The sequence below is a fragment of the Erythrobacter litoralis HTCC2594 genome, assembly GCF_000013005.1.
In the GTDB taxonomy this organism is placed as follows: domain Bacteria; phylum Pseudomonadota; class Alphaproteobacteria; order Sphingomonadales; family Sphingomonadaceae; genus Parerythrobacter; species Parerythrobacter litoralis_A.
Genome location: NC_007722.1, coordinates 411,676 through 436,044 on the forward strand (window position 1 = coordinate 411,676; position 24,369 = coordinate 436,044).

Consider the following 24,369-nt stretch of genomic DNA (forward strand, 5'->3'; position numbering starts at 1 on the left):
ATTGCACGCGGTTCAGGCGCGACCATATAGAGGGTCTTCGACAGGACCTGCGATGCCCATTTACCGTTCGATTCTCTGTGCTTCCGGCGCACTGGCCGCTTTGACGATCCCGCTCGCGGCGGTTTCTGCCCAGGATACGTCCGGGGGGCGCGCGGTTGTGCAGGCACTGCCGTCTGCCGCATCCGAAGAGCTCCGTACGGCCCTGCGCCAACTGGCGCGCAATTCGCGCGATCTCAATGCGCTGATCGCGGCGGGCACGGCCTCGCTGGAACTGGGCGATGTCGAAGCGGCGGTCGGCTTCTTTGGACGCGCCGACGAACTTGCGCCCGGCGATCCACGGGTCAAGGCAGGCAAAGCCGCGGCCTATGTTAGAACCGAACGCCCCGTGGAGGCTTTGCGCCTGTTCGAGGAGGCCGAAGGAGAAGGCGTCGAGATTGTGCGGCTCGCGGGCGATTACGGGCTCGCTTACGACCTCGTCGGCAACAATCGCGCCGCGCAGGCGGCTTATCGGCGGGTGCTTGCGCGCGCACCGTCGGACGAGGTTTCACGGCGGCTCGCGCTCAGCCTGGCTATCGACGGCAACGCGGACGCTTTCGAAGAGACGCTGCGACCGTTGCTGGCGCAGCGCGATTTTGCCGCCTACCGCACGCGCGCCTTCGGGCTGGCGATCCTAGGGCGGGCCGACGATGCCGTCGCCATTGCCGAAGCGGTGATGCCGCGCACGATGTCGCGCAAGATAGAGCCTTACCTGCGCTACATGCCGCGCCTCACCAGGGCGCAGCAGGCGGCGGCCGCCAATCTGGGCATCTATCCCCGCGCCGCGCAGATCGGGCGCGACGACCCGCGCATCGCCGGGCTTTCGCCCCCGACCACGGCGGCACCGCAGCGCACCGCAGACGCGGTCCTCGCGCCCAGCGGTCCGCCGCTCGGCCAGGCGGAGGCCGAGGCGGCACAACCGGCGCCGTCGCGGCGCGAAGCGAGGCGCCTGGCGCGCGCGGCGCAGCGGGAAAGCGCGTCCGACCCGCTTACCCGGACCCGCGAACGACCGCGCGTGGTCCGTGCGGCTCCATCGGCTCAGCAATCCGCCCCCGATGCTGCCGCACCTGGCGGACAAACTGCGATCGCCGCAGCCGATCCCGCCCCTGCTCCCGCAATGGAGGTGCCCCAACCTGCAGCACAAATTGCGCAGGCCCCCGAGCAGGCCGCACCTCTGGAGCCAGCCCCTGCTCGCGAGGAACCGGTGGTTGTCGCCCGGATGGACGATCCAGCGACGTCGCCCGGTTTCGATCTCGCCAATGTCGGCGGATCGACGGCAGCGTCGGCAGCGGCAAGCAGCGGTTCGAACCCTCTCGGGGCGCGCACGGCGGCAACGCAGCCTCCAGTCCCAAGCGGACGCCCTGCGTCGCTCGCCGATGCCTTTTCCGATTTTTCGGCGCCGCTCATCCCGCAGGCCGAACCCGCTGCCGGTGCGGTCGATATCACCGCGATCACCGCGCCGCGCGAGGTCGAGGCGCCGCCCGAACCCGCCAAGCCGACCCATTCGAGCCGCTTCTGGGTTCAGGTCGCGACCGGCCGCGATCGGGCGGCGCTGCGCTTCGACTGGCGCCGCCTGAGCCGCGCCGCCGATGGCCTGCTCGATGGAAAGGGCCCCTTCGTCACACCGTGGGGACAGACGAACCGCCTGCTTGCCGGTCCTTACGATAGCCGCGACGCGGCGCGTAAAGCCCTGAATGGATTGCAGGAAAAGGATCTCGACGCCTTTACCTTCACCAGTCCCGAAGGGCAGGAAGTCGAACCGCTCGGCTGACGCGGAGGTGGTGCCAAGCCTTCTTTTGCACATGCTTTGAACAAGGCGTTTGGGTTCTCCCCAAGCTTCCGCAGCGCGCCCATTGCGCGGCGCAAAGGCTTCGGGCCATGTCGCACCCATGCAACGGATCGCGACCTCCCGATGACTTCCGGCCCGACCACGTCCAGCCTAATGCAGTTCAACGCCAATGAAGATGCGGCGCCGCTCGATATGCTCGCGGCATTGTTCGAAGCGCGCGACTGGGCGATCGAATCGCTGACCGACGAAGAGATCACCGGCGAAATCCAGGGTAGTTGGGCCAAATACCAGTTGCGCGGCATCTGGCGCACTATGGACAACGTGCTGCAAATCGTCTGCGTGCCCGATATCCGGGTTCCGAGTGACAAGCGGCCGGCGGCGCAGGAATTGCTGGCGCGGGTCAACGAACAGATGTGGCTGGGCCATTTCGACCTGTGGTCCAACGGCGGCGTCGTGATCTATCGCCACGGTGCGCTGCTGCCCGACGACGGCATGCTCAGCCTCAACCAGGCTCAGGCACTGATCGAATCGGCGGTGGAGGATTGCGACCGCTTCTATCCCGCCTTCCAGTTTGTGCTGTGGGGCGACAAATCGCCCGAGGCGGCGCTGGAGGCATCGATGGTGGACGCTGCCGGCGAAGCCTGAAGCGCGGGCCTGACAGTCCGGCGCAGTCCCGCTACAGCGCCACGCATGACTGATATTCGCAACATGTTGATAGTGGGCTTTGGCACGATGACCGGGGCCATGGTCGAAGGGTGGCTGAAGGCGGGCATCGCGCCCGAGGTCTTCACCGTCTATCATCCGCGCGGCAAGGATGTGCCGGAAGGGGTGCGGCTCGTGACCGACTGGCCGACCGAGCGCTTCGACGCGGTGCTGCTCGGCGTAAAACCCTATATGCTCGACGATGTCGCGCCCGGTCTTGCCCGGGCCGTGTCCGACAAGACGGTCGTCCTGTCGGTCTTGGCCGGGATCGAGCTGGCTAGCCTGCGCGCACGCTTCCCGCAGGCCGAGGGCGTGGTGCGCTTCATGCCCAATCTCGCCTGCGCGCTCGGCAAGGCGCCCAACGGGCTGATCGGGGAGGGGCTCTCCGACACGCAACGCGGCATGGTCACCGATCTGGCTGAAAAACTCGGCTCGGCAGAATGGCTCGAAGACGAAAGCCGGTTCGACCTTGTGACCGCGCTCGCCGGATCGGGTCCGGGCTTCGTCTATCGTTTCATCGATGCGCTGGCGGTTGCCGGGACCAGGCTCGGTCTGGACGAGGGCCAGGCGGGCAGGCTCGCGATCCAGATGGTCGAAGGCGCGGCGGCGCTGGCCGCGCAGAGCGAACACAGCCCGGGCGAGTTGGCCCGGCGAGTCGCCAGCCCCGGCGGGATGACGCAGAAAGGGCTCGACGTGCTCGATGAAAACGATGCGCTGGTCGACCTGTTGACGCAAACGCTGCGCGCGGCTCGCGATCGGGGCGCGGAAATGGCCGCAGAGGCGCGTGAAAAAGGTTAATTGAAGCTCATTTGCATTCTGCGGAACAGTGCCCGGTTTCCCTTGAAATCGAGCCGTCTTGCCCTGATATTACACCCACACCGGCGCGATAGTGCGTCCGGCAAAAGGAGTTTGGATCGAAATGGCTGACTGGAACGACCCCCGGCAGGCACAGCAGGGCTTCGGTTCTGTGCCGCGCGCAGGAGGCGACGTTGCTTCGCGCACGACCTTCGACGCAGGCCTGCGCAAATACATGCTGTCGATTTACAATTACATGGCCAGCGGCATCCTGCTGACCGGCATCATCGCCATGCTGACCGCCAACAGCGGCCTGGCCTACAGCTTCGCCAGCGGACCGATGATGTGGATCGTCGCGCTGTCGCCGCTCGCCATTGTCTTCGCGATGAGCTTCGGCATGAACAAGTTCAGCAAGGGCACGCTGCAGGCGATGTACTGGGGCTTTGCCGTGCTGATGGGCCTCTCGCTGTCGACGATCTTCCTGGTCTACACTGGTGCTAGCATTGCCGTGACCTTCTTCGCGACCGCTGGCGCTTTCGCGGGGCTCAGCCTGTTTGGATACACCACGCAGAAGGACCTGAGCGGCTGGGGCAGTTTCCTGATCATGGGCGTCGTCGGGCTGATCATCGCCAGCGTCATCAACATCTTCCTGCAGTCGGAAGCGTTGATGTGGGCTGTCAGCTTCCTCGGCGTGCTGATCTTCGCAGGCTTGACCGCCTACGACACGCAGAAGCTGAAGAACATCTACAGCTCGGTGCGCGGAACGCCGATGATGGACAAGGTCGTGATCATGGGGGCGCTGAACCTCTACCTCGACTTCATCAACATGTTCCTGTTCCTGCTGCGTTTCATGGGCGCAACGCGCGAATAGGCCAGCGCCCGGGCAGTCCGTTTACGGACTGTCGCAGGAAAGACTCACTTGAACGTGCCCGGGGTGCAATCCGCACCTCGGGCATTTTCTTATGCCGACAAGCTGGATAGAACGCCCGCTTCAGGTTCGGGCAAGGCTCGACCTGCCATCGGGATTGTTGGAAAGGGTTGCCCTGAATGTTCGCTCCGGTTTCGGTCACGCCGTCACTCAAAAATACTGCCATTCGCCATACACGCCTGGCTGCGCTCGCCGCGGGCCTCGCTGTGCTGGCAGCCTGCGCCACGCCCCCTCCGCCCCCGCCTCCGCCGCCGCCACCGCCACCCCCGGTCCAGCTCGTGCCGCCGCGCCCGGCGCCGCCGCTCGGCGCGAGCAGCATGATGTCGGTCCCGCAGATCGGAATTGACGGGCAGCGCCAGACGGTAAATGCAGGCCTCAGCAGCGCGCAGACGACGTGGAACGTGCGCTCCGCGCTCAACGTGGCAGCGCTCAATTGTCTCGAGCCGCGCTTCTCCGTCATCCTTCCCAACTATGTACAGTTCCTCGACAATTTCGAGCGTCCGCTGCGCAGCGCCAACAATACGGTGACAGCCGAGTTTCGTGATCGCTACGGTGCGCGCGATTTCCGGGCCGAGCAAGACACCTACATGACGCAGGTGTACAACTATTTCGCGCTGCCGCCCGCACTCGACAATTTCTGCGCCGCGGCGCTGGAAGTGAGCAATGAATCGCTCGCCGTCGCACCGGCGGACCTCGACAGCTTTTCGGCGCGGGCCCTGCCCCGGCTCGAAGGCGTGTTCGAGGATTTCTACCGTTCCTACGAGCAGTACCAGGCCGATCTCGCCAGCTGGACCGCGACCTACGGTATCAATGCGGTCCCGGGCCAACCGGTCGGCACTTTCGCACGGACGGGTTCGCTGGCACCGACACCGACGGAACAGATCATCTACCGTGAGACACCCGATGGCGTGCCGCGCAATGACGGGCTCTCGGGCACGCGCGACAGTGCGAACGTGACGGTCCTGCCGTCGGTCGATCCGGGTGCGAGCGATGCGGCGCAGGGGCCGACGCTGCAAAGCGATCCGGTGCTGGTGACCGATCCCACGCTCCAAACCCTGCCGCAGCCGACGCCCACACCGGCGCCGTCACAGGACAGCGATGTGGTCTTCACGTCGGAGCCTGTGGTGCAGGACGATCCGCCAGAGGAATAGGCCCTGTCGCCGCACCGCACGGCGCGATAATGCGGCCACTCTCTGGCGCTTTGCCGCATAAGGCCTTACTTGGGCCGCCATGCATTTCCTCGACCAGGCCAAGATCTATCTGAAATCGGGTGCGGGCGGACCGGGCGCGGTCTCGTTCCGGCGTGAGAAGTATATCGAATACGGCGGGCCCGACGGCGGCAACGGCGGCAAGGGTGGCGATATCGTGTTCGAAGCCGTTCAGGGCCTCAATACGCTGATCGACTTTCGTTATGCCCAGCACTTCAAGGCCAAGCGCGGAGCACACGGGCAAGGCAAGGACCGCACAGGCGCAGGCGCGCCCGATCTGGTGATCAAAGTGCCCGTCGGCACGCAGGTCCTTTCCGAAGACAAGGAAGAGGTGCTGGCGGACTTCACCGAGGTCGGCCAGCGCGTGACCTTTTTGGCAGGCGGTATGGGCGGACGCGGCAATGCGAGCTACAAATCCAGCACCAACCGCGCGCCGCGGCAGCACCAGCCGGGTCAAGCGGGCGAGGAAATGTGGGTGTGGTTGCGATTGAAGCTGCTGGCCGATGTCGGCCTGTTGGGCCTGCCGAATGCGGGCAAGAGCACTTTCATCAACGCCGTTTCCAACGCCAAGGCCAAGGTCGGGCATTACGCGTTTACGACACTCGTGCCCAAGCTTGGTGTCGTGAACCATAAAGGCCGCGAATTCGTGCTGGCGGATATTCCGGGACTGATCGAAGGCGCGGCGGAAGGGGCCGGCATCGGTGATCGCTTCCTTGGCCATATCGAACGCTGCCGGGTGCTGATCCACCTGGTCGATATTTCCGGCGAGGACCCGGCCGAGGCGTTCCAGACCGTCAATGCCGAGCTGGAGGCTTACGGCGAAGGGCTGGAGGACAAGCCGCAACTCGTCGCACTCAACAAGCTCGACCTGGCCGACGAAGAGCTGGTCGCGGGCTTTGCCGAGGAATTGCTTGAAGCAGGCGCGGACGAGGTCTTCGCCGTGTCCGGTGCGACCGGCGCGGGTATCGAGCCATTGCTCGATGCCGTGCTGGGATATTTGCCGGACAGCACATCGACCGAGACCAAGGGGTCCGAAGTCGAGGAAGTCGACGAGGAGGGCGGCGAGTGGTCGCCGATCTGAGCGATCTTGCCCGATCCCAGCGTCTTGTGGTCAAGGTTGGCAGCTCGCTGCTGGTCGAGCACGGCGAGGCGCGCGCGGATTGGCTGAAATCGCTGGCGCAGGACCTCGCCCAGCTTCGTGCGAAAGGCACGAAGGTCATCGTCGTCAGTTCGGGCGCCATTGCGCTCGGCGCGGCGCGGCTGGGCTTCGAGAAGGGCGGACGCGGCAGCCTGTCGGATGCTCAGGCGAGCGCATCGGTCGGGCAGATTGCGCTGGCCGGGCTCTGGTCGCAGGCACTCGGCGATGTCGGGCTGACCGCAGCGCAGATCCTCCTTTCGCTCGATGATCTCGAAGACCGCGCGCGCTATCTCAACGCCTCGGCTACCCTGGGGCGATTGCTGGATGCCGGTGCAGTGCCGGTGGTGAACGAGAACGACAGCGTGGCAACCGAAGAGATCCGCTTCGGCGACAACGACCGGCTGGCCGCGCGCGTGGCGCAGGCCGCGGGTGCCGACGCGGTGCTGCTGCTGAGCGATGTCGACGGGCTCTTTACGGCCGACCCGGCGGCGCCGGACAGCGAACTGGTTGGCCGGATCGAGGGGATCACGCCCGAAGTGCTCGCGATGGCGAGCGCCGCCTCCTCATCCGGCTTGGGCTCGGGCGGGATGGTCTCGAAGCTGCAGGCCGCGCAGATCGCCGAGCGGGCCGGTATTGCGCTGGCGATCATCAACGGCACCCACGAAGCGCCGATTGCGCGGGCACTGGATACCGGCGTCGGCACCGTGTTCGTTCCGCAGCGCAGCGATGGCGCGCGCAAGGCGTGGCTCGGCGGGCGATTGGCTCCGCAAGGCACGCTGCGCGTCGATGCGGGATGTGCTCAAGCGCTGCAAGGCGGTGCGAGCCTGCTGGCGGCCGGGATCGTCGGCATTTCGGGGGCGTTCCGGCGCGGCGATCTCGTCAGCATCGTGACGGTGTCGGGCCGGAAGATCGCGCAGGGGCTCGCCGAATACGATTCCTCCGAATGCCAGGCCATCATCGGCAAGCGCGAGGGTGATCAGGCCGCCATCCTGGGCTATGCCCCGCGCGCAGCAGTGATCCACCGCGATCACATGGTCATGCTTTGACAGGGTGATGCAGTGACTATCGCGATAACAGGGGGAACGGGCTTCGTCGGACAGGCGCTGATCGACCTTGCCGAGCGCAAGGGGGTGAAGCTGCGCTCGCTGGCGCGGCGCATCCCCGAAGACAGGCGCGGGGTCGACTGGGTGCAGGGGGACCTAGCCGATCCGGCTGCGCTCGCGAAGCTTGTCGACGGCGCCGACGCAGTCATCCACATCGCCGGTCAGGTACGCGCGCGCAATCCGGGCGAGTTCGAAGCGGCCAACGTCACCGGCACGCTCAATGTCATCGAGGCAGCACTGGATGCGCATGTCCCGCGTTTCGTCTTCGTGTCGTCGCTCGCCGCGCGCGAGCCTGCGCTGTCGGCCTATGGTGCGTCGAAACTACGCGCCGAAAAGCTGGTCGCTGCGAGCGGCCTCGACTGGACCATCGTCCGACCGCCTGCCGTTTATGGCCCGCGCGATGGCGAAATGCTCGACCTGTTCGAAATGGCGACGATGAATGTCGTGCCGATGCCGAAGCAGGGCCATGCCTCGCTCATCCACGTCGGCGATCTTGCGCGCCTGTTGCTGGCCGTCCTTCCGTCGGGCGAAGCGACGACCGGCCGCATATTCGAACCCGACGACGGCAAGCAGGGCGGCTGGGAGCATCGCGAACTGGCGCTCGCGATCGGCTGGGCGGTCGGCAAACGGCCTTTCGTCCCGCGGCTATCCAAGGGTATGCTGGCCTTTGCTGCGAAACTGGACGGGCTGCTCCGCCGCGACGAGGCCAAGCTGACGCCCGACCGCGTCGGCTATATGTGCCACCCCGACTGGGTGTCCGACCCCGCGGCCAGACCGCCCCGGGAGCTGTGGCAACCCAAGATTCCGACCCGCGAGGGTCTGAAGGCCTCCGCCAAATGGTACCGGGACAACAAGTGGTTGTAAGGCGTCAGAACGCCGGATCGTAGCCGGGGGGCAAATCGCCGTCGTCGCTGCCCGGCATGTGGATGCCGCATTCGGTTTTGTCCCAGCCCCTCCAGCGGCCCGAGCGGGGGTCTTCGCCCGGTGCGACCTTGTGGGTGCAGGGGGAGCAGCCGATCGAGGGATAGCCCTGCGCGACCAACGGATGGCGCGGCAGGTCGTGCTGGATAAAATAGGCTTCGATCTGGCTCGCATCCCAATCGATCAGCGGGTTGATCTTGAGGCGGCCCTGCGCGTCGGAAGTGTCGATTTCGAAGCGCGGCAGGTTGGCCCGTTCGCTGTTCTGGAACGCCTTGCGACCGGTAAAGCTGGCATCGTATTCGGAAAGCGCCCTGGCCAGCGGCTTGACCTTGCGGATCTCGCAGCAGCCGTCGGGATCGTAGGACCAGCGCAGGCCGGTCTCGTCCTTAGTCTCCAGTTCGCTCAGGTCGGGATAGAGGTTGATGAGATTGGTCAGGCCGATGCGCTCGACCAGGTCGTCGCGATAGGCGAGCGTTTCGGGAAAGTGCTTGCCCGTTTCTAGGAACAGTACCGGAATGCCCGGGTCGACCTGCGCCAGAAGATGCAGCAGAACAGCGCTTTCCGCGCCGAAGCTGGAAACGGTTGTGACGTCGCCTGCCAGCCCGTCCCTGATGACGGATTCGAGCATTTCTTCGGTGCTGCTGCCGCGAAACATGCGGTTGAGGCGCACCGCGTCGTGGTCGGTGAAGCGGGGGCCGGTGTCGAGCCGGTCGATCGCGCGAAGCTCATTCATGGCGCAACTCGGGGATCGTGCGGCGGGCATCGGCGGCGGATTGATAGACGTGCGGCCAGCGTTCGAAGGCGGCCTTTGCATCGTCCTCGTCGATCGCCTTTTCAGGGGCGAAACTGTCGAACCCGCAGCGGCGCATATAGGCGAGCTGGTCGACCAGCACGTCGCCTATAGCGCGCAATTCGCCGTCGTAGCCGGCCTCGCGGAGGATGCGGGCGGAGGAATAGCCACGACCGTCGCCGAAGGCCGGGAAGTTCACTTCGACGAGCTGCAGCCGGTCGAGGAATGGCAGCAATTCGCGCGCATCGTCGCCCGGCTCGATCCGGACGGCGACGGCATTGGTCTGCTCGAGGAAGGCATCGACCGTCACTTGCGCGTGATCGGCAACCTCGTCGTCGCGGAAGCGGAACTGCACTTCGTCGGGGCTGGTACCGGACACCGTGTCGCTGGCAGGCTTGGGGGACTCAGTCATACAACGCCTCCTTGAACGGGGCCATTCCAATGCGGCGATAGGTATCGAGGAAGCGCTCTCCGTTCTCGCGGTTGGAAAGGTACACATCGGTTGCGGTCTCGACCGCGTCGACGATGCCTTCCTCGTCGAAGCCGGGACCGGTGATCTTGGCGAGCGCAGTGTCCTGCGCTTCGCTACCGCCGAGCAGCAGCTGGTAATTTTCGGTGCCTTTCTTGTCGACGCCGAGGATGCCGATATGGCCCGCATGGTGGTGCCCGCAGGCATTGATGCAGCCGGAAATCTTCAGCTTCAGTTCGCCCAGTTCCTTTGTCCGGCCTTTGGCGGCGAAGCGTTCGGAAATCTTCTGCGCGACGGGGATCGAGCGGGCATTGGCAAGGCTGCAGTAATCGAGGCCGGGGCAGGCGATGATATCTTCGATCGTGTCGAGGTTGGGCGCCCCAAGTCCCTCGGATTCCAGCTTTTGCCACAGTGCATAGAGTTCACTCTTGCGGACATGCGGTAATACGATGTTCTGCGTGTGCATGACGCGGCACTCGTCGAACGAATACTCTCTCGCGAGGTCGGCCATGACATGCATCTGGTGCGCGCTGGCATCGCCCGGAATGCCGCCGACCGGCTTCAGGCTGATCACCGCGCTGACGTAGCCGTCGCGCTTGTGCGGGTGGGTGTTGGCATCGACCCAGTCGGCGAAGTCGGGATTGCTGCGGTCGATTGCGTCCTTGCTCGCGTCATCAAAAGCCGGGTCGGCAAAGTAAGGAATGATCCGCTCGAGTTCCGCGCGTGGCGGCTCGACACCCTGGTCGAGCAGGTGCTGGAATTCCTCCTCGACCTGCCGGGTATATTCCTCCGCGCCCAGTTCGTGGACGAGGATCTTGATCCGAGCCTTGTACTTGTTGTCGCGCCGTCCGTAGCGGTTGTAGACGCGCAGGCATGCCTCGGCATAGGTCACAAGGTGATCGAGCGGCACGAAGTCGCGGATCAACGGGGCGATCATGGGCGTGCGCCCCATGCCGCCGCCGACATAAAAGGCCGCGCCGATCTCGCCCGCATCGTTCTTGACGATCTGGATGCCGATATCGTGCAGCTTCATCGCCGCGCGGTCGGTCTCGCTGGCGATCACGGCAATCTTGAATTTGCGCGGCAGGTAGCTGAATTCCGGGTGGAAGCTCGACCATTGCCTGAGCAATTCGGCGTAAGGCCTTGGATCGATGAGTTCATCCGCCGCGGCCCCGGCAAAATGATCGGAGCTGATATTGCGGATGCAGTTCCCGCTGGTCTGGATTGCATGCATTTCGACCTTGGCGAGATCGGCCAGCAGGTCGGGCGCGTCTTCCAGCTTGATCCAGTTATACTGGATGTTCTGCCGCGTGGTGAAGTGGCCGTAACCGCGGTCGTATTTGTCGGCGATATCGGCCAGCGCATGCATCTGCGCGCTATTGAGCGTGCCGTAGGGAATGGCGACGCGCAGCATGTAGGCGTGCAATTGCAGGTAGAGCCCGTTCATCAGCCGCAGCGGCTTGAACTGGTCCTCGGTGATCTTGCCTTCGAGCCGGCGCCGGGTCTGGTCGCGGAATTCCTCGACGCGGGCGTCGACCATGGCCTGATCGTAGTGGTCGTATTGATACATGTCAGATCACCCAGTCCATGGCTTCGGGGTCTTTGGGTTTGAGCGTCAGGTCGGGGCGCACGGTGGGGCCGAGCGCGCGAACGCGGTCCTTGATGTGGGCCGGGCGCACACCGTTCTCGTCGCGGGTCGCTTCGAGGGCGTAGGGCGCGTTGACGCGGCGGGCGGATTCTTCGCTGGCGGCGATTTCGTCGGCACGCTCGCCGGTATCGACGGCATCGTTGACATGGAGCGACCAGCCGGTGCCGTCCCACCAGACGACCGCGCCGGTCTTGAGATCGTTGCCGGTGAGGATCTTCATTCTGCTGCCTCCGTGGCGATTTGCGCGATACGGGCGTCGTCGCGCGCGGTAACATCGCCGATGACGATCAGGGCGGGGCTCTTCACACGCTCAGCCTCGACGAGACCGGGGAGCCCCGCCAGCAGGCCGCGCAGCACGCGCATCTCCGGCCGCGCGCCATTTTCGATCACAGCGATGGGCATGTCGGGCGAAAGGCCGTCGGCCATCAATTTCTCGGCAATCTGCGGTGCCGTCTTGACGCCCATGTAGATCACCAGCGTGCGTCCCTTGCCGGCAAGACCGGCCCAGTCCTGGTCCTTCAGACCCTTGCACTGGCCCGCAACGAAGCTGACGATGCTGGACGCGTCGCGATGGGTGAGGGCGATCTGTGCGGCAGCAGCGGCCCCGTTGGCCGCGCTGATCCCGGGGACGATCTCGACCGGAACACCCGCGGCCTGCGCAGCTTCGGCTTCCTCGCCGCCGCGCCCGAAGATCAGCGGATCGCCGCCTTTGAGCCGTACGACATCGCGTCCGGCCCTCGCTTCGCGCACGAGCAGGGCGTTGATGTCCTCCTGCGGCAATGTGTGCTTGCTGCGCTGCTTGGCGACCGACACGAGCGTTGCGTCGGGCCGGGCCAGTGCAAGGATCGAAGGGTCGACGAGACCATCATGGACGATCAGTCCAGCGCGCTCGAGCAATCGCGCCGCGCGCAGCGTCAGCAGGTCAGGATCGCCCGGACCTGCGCCGACGAGATAGATGGTGCCAGTTTCTGCCATGCAGGCGAGATGCCCCTGCACCGTTCGTCCTGCCAGCGAGAATGGGTCGCAGGGGAGGTAGCTAAGATTTTGAAAGCCCGCGTTTGCGGGGCGGAAGCTACGCTTTGTCGCTTTTCACCCGCTGCGTGATCGCGGCGACGAGCTGGTCGAACTGTGCATTGCCGCGCAGGTTGAGATCGCGCTGCGGGAAGGGGATTTCGACCTCGTGTTCCTCGAACAGGTCCCACAACCGCTTGAGCACTTCCGACTTTACGTTGCCGACGCCGTCTTCCGGGTCCGAGATCCAGCAGTGGATGATGAAGTTGACCGAACTGTCGCCATATTCGTCGAGCCAAGCGGTGGGCGGGGGCGATTTCTTGACGCGCTTGCTGCTCTTGGCTGCTTCCAGCATCAGCTTTTCGGCCAGTTTCAGATCGCAATTATAGCTCACCCCGACCGGCACCTGCATACGCACGTTCTTGCTCGAATAGGACCAGTTTTCGACCTGGTTGATCATCAGGTTCTCGTTCGGAATCAGGTATTCCTTCTGGTCGCGCGTCGTGATCGAAACCGCGCGGATGCCGATTTTCTGGATCTGGCCGAAGGTCGAATTGCCGGCCTGGTCCGATACCGCGATTACGTCGCCGGGTTTGATGGACTTGTCCATCAGAAGGATGATCCCGGCAATCAGGTTGCCGAAGGTCTTCTGCAGGCCGAAACCGATCGCCAGACCGAAGGCACCGGAAAACACCGCGAGCGCCGTCAGGTCGATGCCGAGCAGGTCAATGCCGAGGAAAAAGGCTGCCGCCCAGACGACGATCGTGACGATCTTTTCGGACAGGAGCCGCTGTGTGTCGTCGAGGCGCGTGACCCGCGTAACGAGGGCGTGGATCGCCTTGGTCGCGATCCACGCGCCGAGGATGATCAGCAAGACGATCGCCGACGCGAACACGATGTCCCATAGCGAGAGACGCATCGAGCCAAGCTCGATCGCCATCGCGTCCATCGATTCGATCATGCTGCCGACCGTCTCGCTTTTCTCGGCCACGGCTGCCTTGGCCTCCTCGGCCGTGGTGATTGCCTCGGTCGGCGTCGGTTCCGGCGTCGCAACGGCTTCAGGCTCGGCCGCGAGAGGCTCACCGGTTTCCGGGTCGACCAGGACCTCGCCGGTTTCCGGGTCGAGATATTCGGTCGGCTGCGGCGCCGGAATGCCTGTGAGCTGCTCCCCCGTTTCGGGATCGAGCAGGGGCTCGCCGGTTTCCGGATCGACGAGAGGAACGGCCTCCGGCGAAGGCGATGGACTCGGCGCAGGTGCAGTATCGGACACGGTCGTGGAAGGCGCGGAAGTGGTCATGCAGTTCCCATGGCAGTGAACGCCTGATCGAGATCGGCGATCAGGTCTTCGGGGTCTTCGAGCCCGATCGATAGCCGAATGCCGAGGTGCTCGTCTACGGCCCAGCCTGCGGGCGGCCACGGCGTCGCGGTGCGGATATCGGCGGGATCGAAGGGGATAACGAGGCTTTCGAACCCGCCCCAGCTGTAGCCGATGCCAAACAGGTCGAGCGCGTCGATGAAGGCCGCGCGCTGTTCGCTGGTGCGGCCTTTGAGCACGAAGGAGAACAGCCCGCAGCCACCGGTGAAATCGCGCGCCCAGATGTCGTGGCCGGGCGAGCCGTCCAGCAGCGGGCACAGCACATGCGCGACTTCGTCCCGTTCGCGCAGCCATCGCGCAAGGGTCAGCGCGCTCGCGGTCTCGCGCTGCAGGCGCACCTCCATGGTCCTGAGGCCCCGCAGCATCAGCGCGGCATCGTCGGGCGAGACGATCGTGCCCATCTGCTGCGCGGTGCGGCGCAGGCGGCGATAGAGCCGCTCGTCGCGCGCGGTGGCCGAGCCCATCATGACGTCGGAATGGCCCGAGACATGCTTGGTCAGCGACATGATCGTGATGTCGCACCCGCGTTCCAGCGCGGGGAAGCCAAGCGGACCGGCCCAGGTATTGTCCACCAGCGAGACCGCGCCCTTCTCGCGCGCGATGGCGGTGAGGGCGGGCACGTCCTGCACTTCCATCGTCAGGCTGCCGGGGCATTCGAACAGGACCGCCTTGGTCCTGTCGCAAAACACGTCTGGGAACCCCGCGACGTCCATCGGATCGAAGAAGCGCGGCTCCACGCCGAAGCGCTTGAGAATGCCCGATGCGATGGTGCGGCTCGGCTCGTAGGCGTTGTCGGTGACCAGCAGCACGTCGCCGGGGCGCAACACCGCCATCAGCGCCTGCACGATCGCCGCGGTGCCGCTGGGATAGAGGATAGTGCCGAACGCGCCCGGCTCGATCTCGGTCAGCGCTTCGCACAGCGACCATTGGGTCGGCGCGCCGCGGCGACCGTAATAGAACTGCCCGTCGACATTGTTGCCCTGCGCTGCTTTGCGCTCGGCCTCGTTGGCATAGAGATGCGTGCTGGCGCGCCAGACCGGCGGATTGACGACCGGCCCGGTCCATTCCTCGCGGCGACCGGCTTCGACCAGCTTTGTGCCCGTGCGCAGTTTTTTCTTGTCGCTCAGCCTGCCACTCCCGTTGCCTTGGGCGTTTCCGGATCGGCCCCCCATTCGGACCAGCTGCCATCGTAGAGCGCGGCGTCTTCGATGCCCAGCAGGTGCAGTGCAAAGATCAACACCGATGCGGTGACGCCGCTGCCGCAGGAGGTCACAATGGGGCGTGAAAGGTCGATGCCGGCATCCTCGAAAGCGGTGCGAAGCTCATTTTCCGGTTTGAAGGTGCCGTCCTCGCGGAAAAGCGCGGTGAAAGGCAGGTTGCAGGCTCCGGGAATATGTCCGCCCGGGAGGTTATGGACCGTGTCCTCGACCGTACCGGCAAAGCGGCCGGCATCGCGCGCATCGATCACTTGCTCCGCGCTATCGGCGCAATTGGCGAGCATCTGGGCTTTGTCGCGCAGTCTTGCACGCTCGACATGGAGGTCGGGCGCAGCACCGTGGCCGCACTCGCCCGGCCCGGTTTCGATGGCCCGATTCTCGCTTCGCCATTTGGCGAAACCGCCATCGAGCACGGCGATCTTTTCGAGACCGGCGAAACGGAGCAGGGCCCACGCCCGGCACGCCGTCCGCAGGGCGCTGTCGTCGTAGAGGACGATGCGGCTCTCCGGCTCGGCGCCCAGCGCCGAAAGCCGCTCGGCAAGAGCGTCGGGTTCGGGAATTTTGCCGGGCAGCGACGAGGCCGGATCATGAAGCGCGGCGAGATGCAGAAATCGCGCGCCCGGGATGTGACCCTTTTCGAACTCAGCTTCGGCGTCGCGCCCGGCTTGCGGCAGGTGCAGCGAGGCGTCGAGCACGACGAGATCGGGTGAGCCGAATTGCCCTGCCAGCCAATCTGTCGAAACGAGCGCGTCCATCGCCGTGGCCTAGCGCGTCGGCGCGGTCGGTCAAGTCAGCGCGCGGGCGCCGACATCGCTGAATCCCTGCGGCGGCGTATCGAGCCGGAACGGCTGCAGACGCCCCAGCCCGGGTTGCGGCTGCTTGCCGACCACGAAGGTGAAGGCGCGGGGCTCGCCCCTGCCATCGCTCACCCGGATCCGCGCGAGCGGCACGTAGATCGGCACCTTGCCCTGCCGGATCAGGCGCACCGATTCGAGCGGCAGTCGCAATTCGCCGGTGAGGGACTTGCGCTGGCCTGCGCCCAGGTGATCGACGGCTTGGATGACCGGCAGGTCTTTGGCCGGATCGGCCAGCTGTTCGGTGATCGGCGAGCCGCCATGCGCGCTCGTCAGGTCGCCCCCGATATTGAGGTTGCGCAACGCATGCGATCCGCGGTTGGTCAGCGTAAGGCGATAGGCCAGCGTCGCATTGCGCATGCTGCGCGTGACGCGGATGGCTTCGAGCTCGACCCGCAGGTCGGTCAGGTCAGTGGCGAGAGCGTCTGCGGCCCCGCCTGTCGGTGCGACCTTCGGCGCCTCGATCAGAATCGGAGCCGATGCTGTGCGGCGGCGCCGAAAAACCAGCGCTACCGCCACCGCGGCAAACCCAGCCAAAATCGCGGCGATCCACCAGTAATCCGTCAGCGATCCTTCCGGCGTCTCTTCCTTCACCGGCGTCGATCGCGCCATCGGCGGCGCGGCTTCGGTCGGGAGCGATGGCAACGGGGCCGCATCCGTCGACGGTGGCGTCGGTGGGGCGGCACCGGGAGTTGGTGTTGCCGTGGTGCTCGGCGAGGGCTGCTGCGGCGCGGCAGTGGCCGCAGGCCTTGGCGCGCCGGCGGTCGGCGTGGCAGTCGGGCGCGGGCGTACTGTAGTCGGCGCAGGGGTGGGAGCCGGTGTGACACGCGAGGTGGGCGTAGCGGCTGGCGTCGGAGTGGGTGCGGGCGCTGTCGGGATGACGCGCGGGCCGACCGGCACGATTCCGCTGTCGTCCACCGGGCCCTGTGGGCGCGGCGTCGCGGTCGGTGTCGGGTTGGGCGGCAGGCTGAAACCGCCTTGCGACTGCGCCATCGCGGGCATGGCCCACGCGAGCGCGATCAGGGGAAGGGCGTTATAGATTTTCATCGTGGTCTGGTACGGACTGCGTGGTCCTGTGCGACGGCGCGCTGAATAGGCTCTTAATCGCCACGGTCAATCGGCTGGCTTGTGCTTCGCGCAAGATCGCGGCAGATGCGCGGCATGAGTGACACACCGACACCAGCCGAGGGCGCTCCGCAGTTTCTCGGCAAGCAGACCGCGCTGCCCGCTTCGCCGGAAGATGCGGTGCTCGATTACGTGCCCAATCCGCGCCCCGGCGCGCTCTATCTCGTACGCTTTGCCGCGCCGGAGTTCACATCGTTGTGCCCGGTCACCGGCGCACCCGACTTCGCGCATCTCGTCATCGATTATGCCCCGGGCGACACGGTCGTCGAATCCAAGAGCCTCAAGCTCTTTCTCGGCTCTTTCCGCAACCACAACGGCTTCCATGAAGACGTGACGGTCGGCATCGGCCAGCGCCTCAACGAAGAGATGCGACCGCGATGGCTCAGGATCGGCGGTTACTGGTATCCGCGCGGCGGCATCCCCATCGACGTCTTTTGGCAGAGCGGACCTTCCCCCGAAGGGCTTTGGGTGCCGGATCAGGGCGTTGCGGGCTATCGCGGGCGCGGTTGATCGGTTAGCGTGCCTGCCGTGCATGCTGGGGGAGGCATGATGGGCGGACAATCGAGACACGATGCGTAAAGCGGCGATCCTCATCGGGATCATAGTGGCGCTGCTCGCGATTGCCGGGGGTGCGGCGTATTATTACTTGCAAACGCAGGTCGCGATTGCCGACTATCCGCGCCCGGTCCGATCGGACACGGCGCCCGAGATTGCCGACGGCGATACGGTGCTGGTCACACAGGTCGGCATCCCGCTCGAGACGATCCGGCGGGCGCTCGAGAAGGACGTTCCACGCAGGCTCTATGCGATCGATCGCCAGATGGAGAATTGCGTGCCGCGCCGCAATATCCGCGTGTTCGGAGAAGATCTGGGCCGCACGCCCAAGGTCGCCTGCCGGATCACCGGTCAGGTCCGGCGAGGCGCCATCAGCGTGGTCGGACGGGGCGACCGGCTGATCGCGCGGCTGCCGGTCAACGCGACGGTTCGCGCGCGCGACATCGGTGGGGTCATAAAGCAGGAAACAGCGACCGCATCGGCGATGATGGAAGTGACCGTGCGCATTTCGGTGGGCCGCAGCTGGCAACCACGCGCGGCGGTCGACCTCGACTATCGCTGGACCAGGGAACCGGGCATCGACATCCTCGGGCAGCGGATCACCTTCACCGAGCCGGCTAATCGCGAGCTTCGCGGCGTATTGCGGGAGGTGGAGCGCAGCCTGCAGCGCGAGGTCGCGAAGATCGCTATCAAGCCCGTGGTCGAAAAGCTGTGGTCGCGCGGCTTCACCACGTTGTCGCTGAGCGAAGACAATCCTCCCGTCTGGCTGACCATCGCTCCGCAAGAGGCGGGTGTCGGGCAATTCCGAGTCGCTGGCCGGCAATTGATCGCCGACGTGATGGTTGCGGCAAGGACCCGGGTGAAAGTCGGCGAGCGGCCCGAGGATGTCCAACGCAAGGCCCTCGGACCCAATGCCGGTATCACCGAAGGCGGCGGATTCCGCGCGGTGGTGCCGGTGATGGCGGATTATGCCGAGCTGGAACCGGTGCTCCTGCGCGAACTCGGCAAGCTGGCGGACAAAGGCATCAAGCGCGAAGACCTCGGGCGGCTGGAACTCGAATTCGAGGACGTCGAGATTTTCGCGACGGATGACGACAGGCTGGCAGTGGGCATCGTCGCCGAGGTCGTGCCGGTCGGCAGGCGGACCGGACGCAGCTGGGGCCGGACGCGCGGCGAAGTGTGGCTCACAGGGCGCGCTGCCACGCAGGCGGGCAGCGAAGTCGTCCGCATCGAGGACCTGCGCATCTTCGGCGACATGGACGCGATCAGCGGCGACGTGCTGATCCGTATCATGCGCCGCGAGGAGGTGCGCAGCGCCATCGAAGCCGCGCTGGTCGAGGATTTCCGCCAGGATTATGCCCGCATCGCCGAGAAGGTGCGCGCGGGGCTGGCCGATGTGGGGTCCGGCGACATACGCCTGTCGATTACAGTGGACGCAATCGATCACGGCGAAGTGCAGGTGACCGGGCAGGGGCTTTACCTGCCGGTCGAGGCGCGGGGGCGGGTCGAGGCGGATGTCGCGATCAGGTGAATGGGGATCTGACCGGTCCATGCCCTGTCATTCGGGCCCAGTCAGTGAGGTCGGACCTGTTCCCTCCCGCCCTTCCGGTTGGGAGTTTCGATGGAAAACCGTCCCCCGGACATTGGCGCGCTATGACCCTTCGCTGTCGCTCGGGAGTTTTCACGCGAAACCGTCCCCCGGACGGTTTCGTCTAGTGAAAACTGGTGCCGGCTAGAGGAATCGAACCCCTGACCTGATGATTACAAATCAACTGCTCTACCAACTGAGCTAAGCCGGCGTATCCGTTTGCCCTGCTGCTGCTCCGCGTGAGGGCGTTCTCATCTACCCTACCGCTTCGCTGCTTGAGGGCGGAGGGGCCTTTCGATCAAAGCGCGCCAAAAGTCCAGCCCTCGGTACGGGCAATTTCCGGGGTGAGGCCGGCGGGATTCCAGTATGCGGGGTCGTGGCCGACTGTGCGCAACCATGCCGCTGTCAGCAGCGCGTCGGAGGAATGATCGTCGATTGTTCCTTCGCCCGGCACCGGGGGAGAGCCCAGCTGTACCAGAGCCGCGTTCAGGTCTTCGTAGGTGCGGAGCTTCGTCTTCGTCCCGATGACTCCTCCGCCGCGCGCTGCGATGGATGTGTACATTTCGACCACCACAGGGCCGCACTCGGGCAGCGGATCGATCGGCCATACGCTGACCCGGTCGCGCAGCCGGTGAAGCATCCGCATGCCCGTAAGGCTCGACTTGCCGACCTGTGCCGCGCCGACGAGGTTGAAATTGCTGACCGGACGTACGCCTTGCGCGCGCTGGGCCGCTTCGGCGACGCGGAAACGGCCTTCGCGGGTCGGAGCATCGGACAGCAGGAAGCGATCGCCGACATGCTCCCGCGAATGCCGGAAATAGCGCGAAGCCTGCGTGTGCGCGATGAAGCTGCCGCATTTTAGGTGCGGATCGGCAGCGCAAATGTCGTCGATCAGCGCCCAAAGCGCCTTCGCATCGGCAGGACTGTCATCCCACCCGGGAAAGTACGCCCCCGCATCGGCGAACGGCAGCGCAATGCCGAGGTCCATCCCGATCAGCGTGTCGCGCGGGACCTCGTGCGTGATGATGTCGGCGACTTCCTCGCGGCTCCACCCCCTGCCGCGCTCGACCAATACAGGCGGGCCGCCTGCAGCATCGGCGAGCGAAAGGGCGATTCCCCTTTGCCGCTCCCCCTTCGCGCCGGACCAGTCGATGGCGAGAAAGTGGGTGAAGCGGTCAGGACGCATCGCGCCGCTCCCGGCGCAGATTGTCCCAATAGGCGATACGCTCCTTCACCTTGCGCTCGAAGCCACGTTCGACCGGTGCGTAATAGGTCTGCGGCTCCATCTCTTCGGGCCAGTAATCGTCGCCCGAGAAGCCGTCATCGGCGTCGTGGTCATAGGCATAACCCGCGCCGTAGCCGATTTCCTTCATCAACTTCGTCGGCGCGTTGAGGATGTTTTGCGGCGGCATCAGGCTGCCGGTTTCCTTGGCGCTGCGGAAGGCGGCTTTCTGCGCGGCATAGGCGGCATTCGATTTGGGCGCGGTGGCGCAATAGAGGCAGGCCTGGACGATCGCCAGCTCGCCTTCGGGGCTGCCGAGAAACTCATAGGCGTCCTTGGCGGCAAGGCATTGCGTCAGGGCCTGCGGGTCCGCGAGGCCGATGTCTTCGCTGGCGAAACGGACCAAGCGGCGCAGGACGTAGAGCGGTTCCTCGCCCGCCGTCAGCATCCGCGCGAGGTAGTAGAGCGCAGCCTGCGGGTCGCTCCCGCGCAGGCTCTTGTGCAGCGCGCTGATGAGATTGTAATGACCCTCGCGGTCCTTGTCGTAGACCGCCACGCGCCGCTGGAGGAACAATCCCAGTTCGGCTGGGCCGAGCGGCGCATCAATGTTTGCATTGTAAAGCGTTTCGGCCTGATTGAGCAGGAAACGCCCGTCGCCATCGGCGCTGGCGATGAGCGCTGCGCGCGCTTCGTCGGTCAGCGGCAGGGGACCTTCGAGCGCTTCGGCGCGGTCGAGCAGTTTGCCGAGCGCCTCGGCGTCGAGCCGGTGCAGGATCAACACCTGCGCGCGGCTCAATAGCGCGGCGTTGAGTTCGAAGCTCGGGTTCTCGGTCGTCGCGCCGACCAGCGTTACCGTGCCGCGTTCGACGAAAGGCAGGAAGCCGTCCTGCTGCGCGCGGTTGAAGCGGTGGATTTCGTCCACGAACAACAGCGTCTTTCTGCCCGCTGCCGCCATCCTGTCGGCTTCGGCGAAGGCCTTTTTGAGATCGGCGACGCCCGAGAAAACCGCGCTGATTGCGACGAAGCGCATGCCCACCGCGTCGGCGAGCAGCCGCGCGGTGCTGGTCTTGCCGGTGCCGGGAGGGCCCCACAGGACCATGCTGGAGAGCTTGCCCGAGGCGACCATGCGCCCGATCGCGCCTTTGGGGCCGGTCAGGTGCTCCTGTCCGATGACTTCGCCGAGCGCGCGCGGCCGCAGCCGGTCGGCCAGCGGCGCATCCTCGCGCGGGGCATCGTCGCGCGCAGGCGCCGCATCGTTTCCAAACAGGTCTGCCATTCATGGAGCGAGATAGGCCGCTCGTCGGAAAATGCCACCGGCCTCTTGAAGCTGCAGTGCAAAGATATATCTTTGAATCCGCAAGACCTATCGGGAGAATGACGATGACATGGCAGAAATACGGTCGCGGGGGCTGGAACAATCTCGGCCCGATGATCGCGATGATGGCGGCCTCGGCCGCTAGCGACTGGGAGGATGGCGAGCGCCGCAGCCGGTCGCGCAAGGGCCGTGGATGGCAGGACGGCGCCGGTCGCACCAAGCGTCGCGGGCGCATGTTCGCGCAGGGCGAGCTTCGCCTGGCCCTGCTGGCGCTGATCGCCAGGGAACCTCGCCACGGTTACGAGTTGATCCGCGCGATCGAGGACATGACGGGAGGCGGTTATGCTCCGAGCCCGGGCGCAGTCTATCCGACGCTGCAATTGCTCGAGGAAGAAGGTCAGATCAAACCGGCCAAGGCAAAGGGCAAGGCCAAAAGCGAGGGTGGCGAGAGCGAGACCGGCGGCAAGAAGCCATTCAAGGCAACCAAGTCCGGCAAGGCCGAACTCGAAGAGCGCGCCGAGGAAGTCGACCAGCTGATGGAGCGGTTGGGCGCGCACGGCGAACGCGCCGAGCGGGTGCGGGAAAAGAGCCCCGACCTGTTCCGCGCGATGGGCAATTTGGCCAATGTCCTCAAGATCCGCGCGCGCTCCGGCAAGCTCGATCAGAACACGATCGACCAGATCGTCGACATCATCGACGAGGTCGCCAAACGGATCGAGCGCCTCTGAGGTTCGCAAACGCAACGATTAACGCGCTTTGTCCCACAAAAGGCGCGTGATAGATTCCCTTCCATTGGTTGTCCGTCCGCGGGCAACAAATGGAGGGGATGGTTATGAATAGGATCGGCAGAACGGCGACGCCGTGGCACCTTTGGGTGGTCGGCATCGTGAGCGCGCTGTGGAATTTGGGCGGGGTGGCCAGCTATCTGGCGACCGAAACCGGAAATCTGGATGCTTTCGGCATGCCGAGCGACCTTCACAGCTATTTTTACGATTTTCCGGCCTGGGCCGTGGCTTTCTGGGCGCTGGGCGTCTGGGGATGCTTTTTCGGTTCGCTCGCCTTGCTTCTGCGCAGCAAATGGGCGGTGACGCTGTTCGGCATATCGATTGTCGGCCTGCTCGGCACGACATTTTACGAGCGCGTCGTGGCGGTCGTTCCTGCAGAATTGCAAACGACCGGCCAGACGCTGTTCGCCGTGGCGATTTGGGTCATCACGATCGGGCTCTTCTTCTACGCGCGGCGGATGCGGGCGGCAGGCGTGCTGCGTTAATCTCTAGCACTTCGCAATCCGCAAATAGGCATCGACTACCGCCTGGTTGATTGCGTCCCAGCTATAGTCGCGGCTGCGTCGTTCGCCTGCTGCACCGTGGGCGAGCCGCAGGGCGTCGTCGGTGCAATAGGGCGCCATGGCCTGCGCGAACTCTTGAGGCTGGCCCGGGGGGACCAGGCGGCCCGTCTCGCCGTCGTTTACCAGGCTCGAGGCCCCTGTCGCCGACGCTGCCACCACCGGCAACCCGCTCGCCATCGCCTCGAGCGTAACGTTGCCGAATGTCTCGGTGATCGAGGGGTTGAGGAAGACGTCAGCGCTTGCCAGCGCGCGACCGAGATCCTTGCCGGTCTGGAAGCCGACGAAGATCCCGCCGGGCAAAGCCTTTTCGAACCATCCGCGCGCCGGACCGTCGCCGATCACCAGCACCTTGTGCGGGGCCTGCAGCTTGCGCAGTTCGATGATCGCATCGGCGAAAACGTCGAGGCCTTTCTCCATCACCAGGCGGCCGAGGAAAGCGATGGCGACATCCTCGTCTGCCAGCCCGTAGGAGCGCCGCCATTCGAGATCGCGCCGCGAGGGGTTGAAGGTCTCGCGATCGACGCCGCGGGTCCAGAGCGAGATGTCATCGTGCATCCCCATGGACCTGTATTCGTCGATCATGCTCTGCGAAGGCGCTACCAGCGCATCGCAGCGATTGTAGAAGCGGCGCAAAATCCGCTCGATCAGCGGCTCGATGAAGCCGAGGCCGTAATAGCGGGGATAGGTTTCGAACCGCGTGTGCACGGAAGCCAGCACGGGAATGCCGCGCTCACGCGCCCATTTGAGCGCAGCATGGCCGGTCGGATCGGGTGAAGAGACATGCACCATGTTGGGCTTGAACTCGCGGAGAGCATTTTTCGCCGCCGTGTTCAGCCCCGTCGGCATGCGATACTCGCCGCGCCCCTTCACCGGCATCGGGATATTGGGCACGTCGAACAATTCGCCCGTCGGTTCGAAGTCGGGATCGCGAACCTTCGGCGAGAACACGCGCACCGCCGCGCCCTGCCGCAGCAGGTAACCGACCAGCCGGTTCAATGCCTGGTTCGCCCCGTCGCGGGTGTAGTTGTAGTTGCCGCTGAACAGCGCAATCCTGAGATCGCTCGTTTCCATCTGCGCGCCATAGGCAAGGGGAACGCCAATGGCGAGAGAGTGTTGGTCTGATGCACACTACAACCTGTCGATGCATAGGTATTTCGCATTGACTTAATTCCGCGCAACTTTAGTGCGGCCGGCGGGCCACGCGGTCCCAACGCCGCGCGAGCTCTCTGGAA

Annotated in this window: 24 protein-coding genes and 1 tRNA gene; 12 read left to right on the forward strand and 13 right to left on the reverse strand. The window is 65.2% G+C overall.

What is annotated here, in order from left to right; translation table 11 throughout:
- Positions 1–52: 52 nt before the first annotated feature.
- The 8 genes from EL2594_RS01810 to EL2594_RS01845 all read left to right on the forward strand — a co-directional run bounded on the left by EL2594_RS01810 (position 53) and on the right by EL2594_RS01845 (position 8,563).
- Positions 53–1,807, forward strand: coding sequence for an SPOR domain-containing protein (locus EL2594_RS01810; protein ID WP_011413334.1), 1,755 nt, complete (start codon positions 53–55; stop codon positions 1,805–1,807).
- A gap of 141 nt (positions 1,808–1,948) precedes the next feature.
- A complete protein-coding gene (locus EL2594_RS01815; RefSeq protein ID WP_233994298.1) occupies positions 1,949–2,470 on the forward strand; it encodes a YbjN domain-containing protein in 522 nt (173 codons plus the stop codon).
- A 45-nt stretch (positions 2,471–2,515) separates the two neighbouring features.
- On the forward strand, positions 2,516–3,325 hold the full coding sequence (locus tag EL2594_RS01820; protein ID WP_011413336.1) for a pyrroline-5-carboxylate reductase family protein: 810 nt from the start codon (positions 2,516–2,518) through the stop codon (positions 3,323–3,325).
- 121 nt (positions 3,326–3,446) lie between these two features.
- Positions 3,447–4,193, forward strand: a complete 747-nt coding sequence (locus EL2594_RS01825) for a Bax inhibitor-1/YccA family protein (RefSeq protein WP_011413337.1) — start codon at positions 3,447–3,449, stop codon at positions 4,191–4,193.
- A gap of 176 nt (positions 4,194–4,369) precedes the next feature.
- A complete protein-coding gene (locus EL2594_RS14810; RefSeq protein ID WP_049762415.1) occupies positions 4,370–5,401 on the forward strand; it encodes a hypothetical protein in 1,032 nt (343 codons plus the stop codon).
- A 79-nt stretch (positions 5,402–5,480) separates the two neighbouring features.
- Positions 5,481–6,539, forward strand: coding sequence for a GTPase ObgE (gene obgE, locus EL2594_RS01835; protein ID WP_011413339.1), 1,059 nt, complete (start codon positions 5,481–5,483; stop codon positions 6,537–6,539).
- Entirely contained in the window at positions 6,524–7,642 is a 1,119-nt protein-coding gene (gene proB / locus EL2594_RS01840) for a glutamate 5-kinase (RefSeq protein WP_011413340.1), read from the forward strand. Before obgE ends, proB begins: the two co-directional genes overlap by 16 nt.
- A gap of 12 nt (positions 7,643–7,654) precedes the next feature.
- A complete protein-coding gene (locus EL2594_RS01845) occupies positions 7,655–8,563 on the forward strand; it encodes an NAD-dependent epimerase/dehydratase family protein (RefSeq protein WP_011413341.1) in 909 nt (302 codons plus the stop codon).
- A gap of 4 nt (positions 8,564–8,567) precedes the next feature.
- Here the strand turns inward: EL2594_RS01845 and EL2594_RS01850 are convergent, their stop codons facing one another.
- The 9 genes from EL2594_RS01850 to EL2594_RS15275 form a co-directional block, all read right to left on the reverse strand.
- Positions 8,568–9,353, reverse strand: coding sequence for a phosphoadenylyl-sulfate reductase (locus EL2594_RS01850; protein WP_011413342.1), 786 nt, complete (start codon positions 9,351–9,353; stop codon positions 8,568–8,570).
- Entirely contained in the window at positions 9,346–9,822 is a 477-nt protein-coding gene (locus EL2594_RS01855; RefSeq protein WP_011413343.1) for a DUF934 domain-containing protein, read from the reverse strand. The genes EL2594_RS01850 and EL2594_RS01855 overlap by 8 nt, the downstream gene beginning before the upstream one ends.
- Positions 9,815–11,449, reverse strand: coding sequence for a nitrite/sulfite reductase (locus tag EL2594_RS01860; RefSeq protein WP_011413344.1), 1,635 nt, complete (start codon positions 11,447–11,449; stop codon positions 9,815–9,817). Before EL2594_RS01860 ends, EL2594_RS01855 begins: the two co-directional genes overlap by 8 nt.
- A 1-nt stretch (position 11,450) precedes the next feature.
- Positions 11,451–11,747, reverse strand: a complete 297-nt coding sequence (locus EL2594_RS01865) for a DUF2849 domain-containing protein (RefSeq protein ID WP_011413345.1) — start codon at positions 11,745–11,747, stop codon at positions 11,451–11,453.
- On the reverse strand, positions 11,744–12,502 hold the full coding sequence (gene cobA, locus EL2594_RS01870) for a uroporphyrinogen-III C-methyltransferase (RefSeq protein WP_011413346.1): 759 nt from the start codon (positions 12,500–12,502) through the stop codon (positions 11,744–11,746). The genes EL2594_RS01865 and cobA overlap by 4 nt, the downstream gene beginning before the upstream one ends.
- A 97-nt stretch (positions 12,503–12,599) precedes the next feature.
- Entirely contained in the window at positions 12,600–13,835 is a 1,236-nt protein-coding gene (locus tag EL2594_RS01875) for a mechanosensitive ion channel domain-containing protein (protein WP_011413347.1), read from the reverse strand.
- Entirely contained in the window at positions 13,832–15,085 is a 1,254-nt protein-coding gene (gene metC, locus EL2594_RS01880) for a cystathionine beta-lyase (protein WP_011413348.1), read from the reverse strand. The genes EL2594_RS01875 and metC overlap by 4 nt, the downstream gene beginning before the upstream one ends.
- Positions 15,037–15,885, reverse strand: coding sequence for a sulfurtransferase (locus EL2594_RS01885; protein WP_011413349.1), 849 nt, complete (start codon positions 15,883–15,885; stop codon positions 15,037–15,039). Before EL2594_RS01885 ends, metC begins: the two co-directional genes overlap by 49 nt.
- Before the next feature lie 30 nt (positions 15,886–15,915).
- Positions 15,916–17,031: a hypothetical protein gene (locus EL2594_RS15275; protein ID WP_155805925.1), complete on the reverse strand. Its 1,116-nt coding sequence runs from the start codon at positions 17,029–17,031 to the stop codon at positions 15,916–15,918.
- Between the two features lie 114 nt (positions 17,032–17,145).
- Between EL2594_RS15275 and queF the strand changes: the two genes are divergently transcribed.
- Together queF and EL2594_RS01905 are read left to right on the forward strand one after the other, a co-directional pair.
- On the forward strand, positions 17,146–17,619 hold the full coding sequence (gene queF / locus EL2594_RS01900) for a preQ(1) synthase (RefSeq protein ID WP_041685549.1): 474 nt from the start codon (positions 17,146–17,148) through the stop codon (positions 17,617–17,619).
- Between the two features lie 61 nt (positions 17,620–17,680).
- Entirely contained in the window at positions 17,681–19,195 is a 1,515-nt protein-coding gene (locus EL2594_RS01905; RefSeq protein WP_011413353.1) for a DUF4403 family protein, read from the forward strand.
- 192 nt (positions 19,196–19,387) lie between these two features.
- Here the strand turns inward: EL2594_RS01905 and EL2594_RS01910 are convergent.
- From EL2594_RS01910 to EL2594_RS01920, 3 genes are all read right to left on the reverse strand, one after another.
- Positions 19,388–19,463 (reverse strand) — tRNA-Thr (locus tag EL2594_RS01910).
- A gap of 87 nt (positions 19,464–19,550) precedes the next feature.
- A complete protein-coding gene (locus EL2594_RS01915) occupies positions 19,551–20,438 on the reverse strand; it encodes a hypothetical protein (protein WP_011413354.1) in 888 nt (295 codons plus the stop codon).
- The gene (locus EL2594_RS01920; protein WP_011413355.1) at positions 20,428–21,750 is read right to left on the reverse strand and encodes a replication-associated recombination protein A; all 1,323 of its coding nucleotides are present in this window, start codon (positions 21,748–21,750) and stop codon (positions 20,428–20,430) included. Before EL2594_RS01920 ends, EL2594_RS01915 begins: the two co-directional genes overlap by 11 nt.
- 104 nt (positions 21,751–21,854) lie before the next feature.
- Between EL2594_RS01920 and EL2594_RS01925 the strand changes: the two genes are divergently transcribed.
- Both EL2594_RS01925 and EL2594_RS01930 read left to right on the forward strand, forming a co-directional pair.
- Positions 21,855–22,517: a PadR family transcriptional regulator gene (locus EL2594_RS01925; protein ID WP_233994299.1), complete on the forward strand. Its 663-nt coding sequence runs from the start codon at positions 21,855–21,857 to the stop codon at positions 22,515–22,517.
- 104 nt (positions 22,518–22,621) lie between these two features.
- Entirely contained in the window at positions 22,622–23,059 is a 438-nt protein-coding gene (locus tag EL2594_RS01930) for a hypothetical protein (protein ID WP_041685551.1), read from the forward strand.
- Positions 23,060–23,062: 3 nt separating this feature from the next.
- On the opposite strand, the gene EL2594_RS01935 is transcribed toward EL2594_RS01930, so the two are convergent.
- Entirely contained in the window at positions 23,063–24,208 is a 1,146-nt protein-coding gene (locus EL2594_RS01935) for a glycosyltransferase family 4 protein (protein WP_011413358.1), read from the reverse strand.
- Positions 24,209–24,369: the final 161 nt, after the last annotated feature.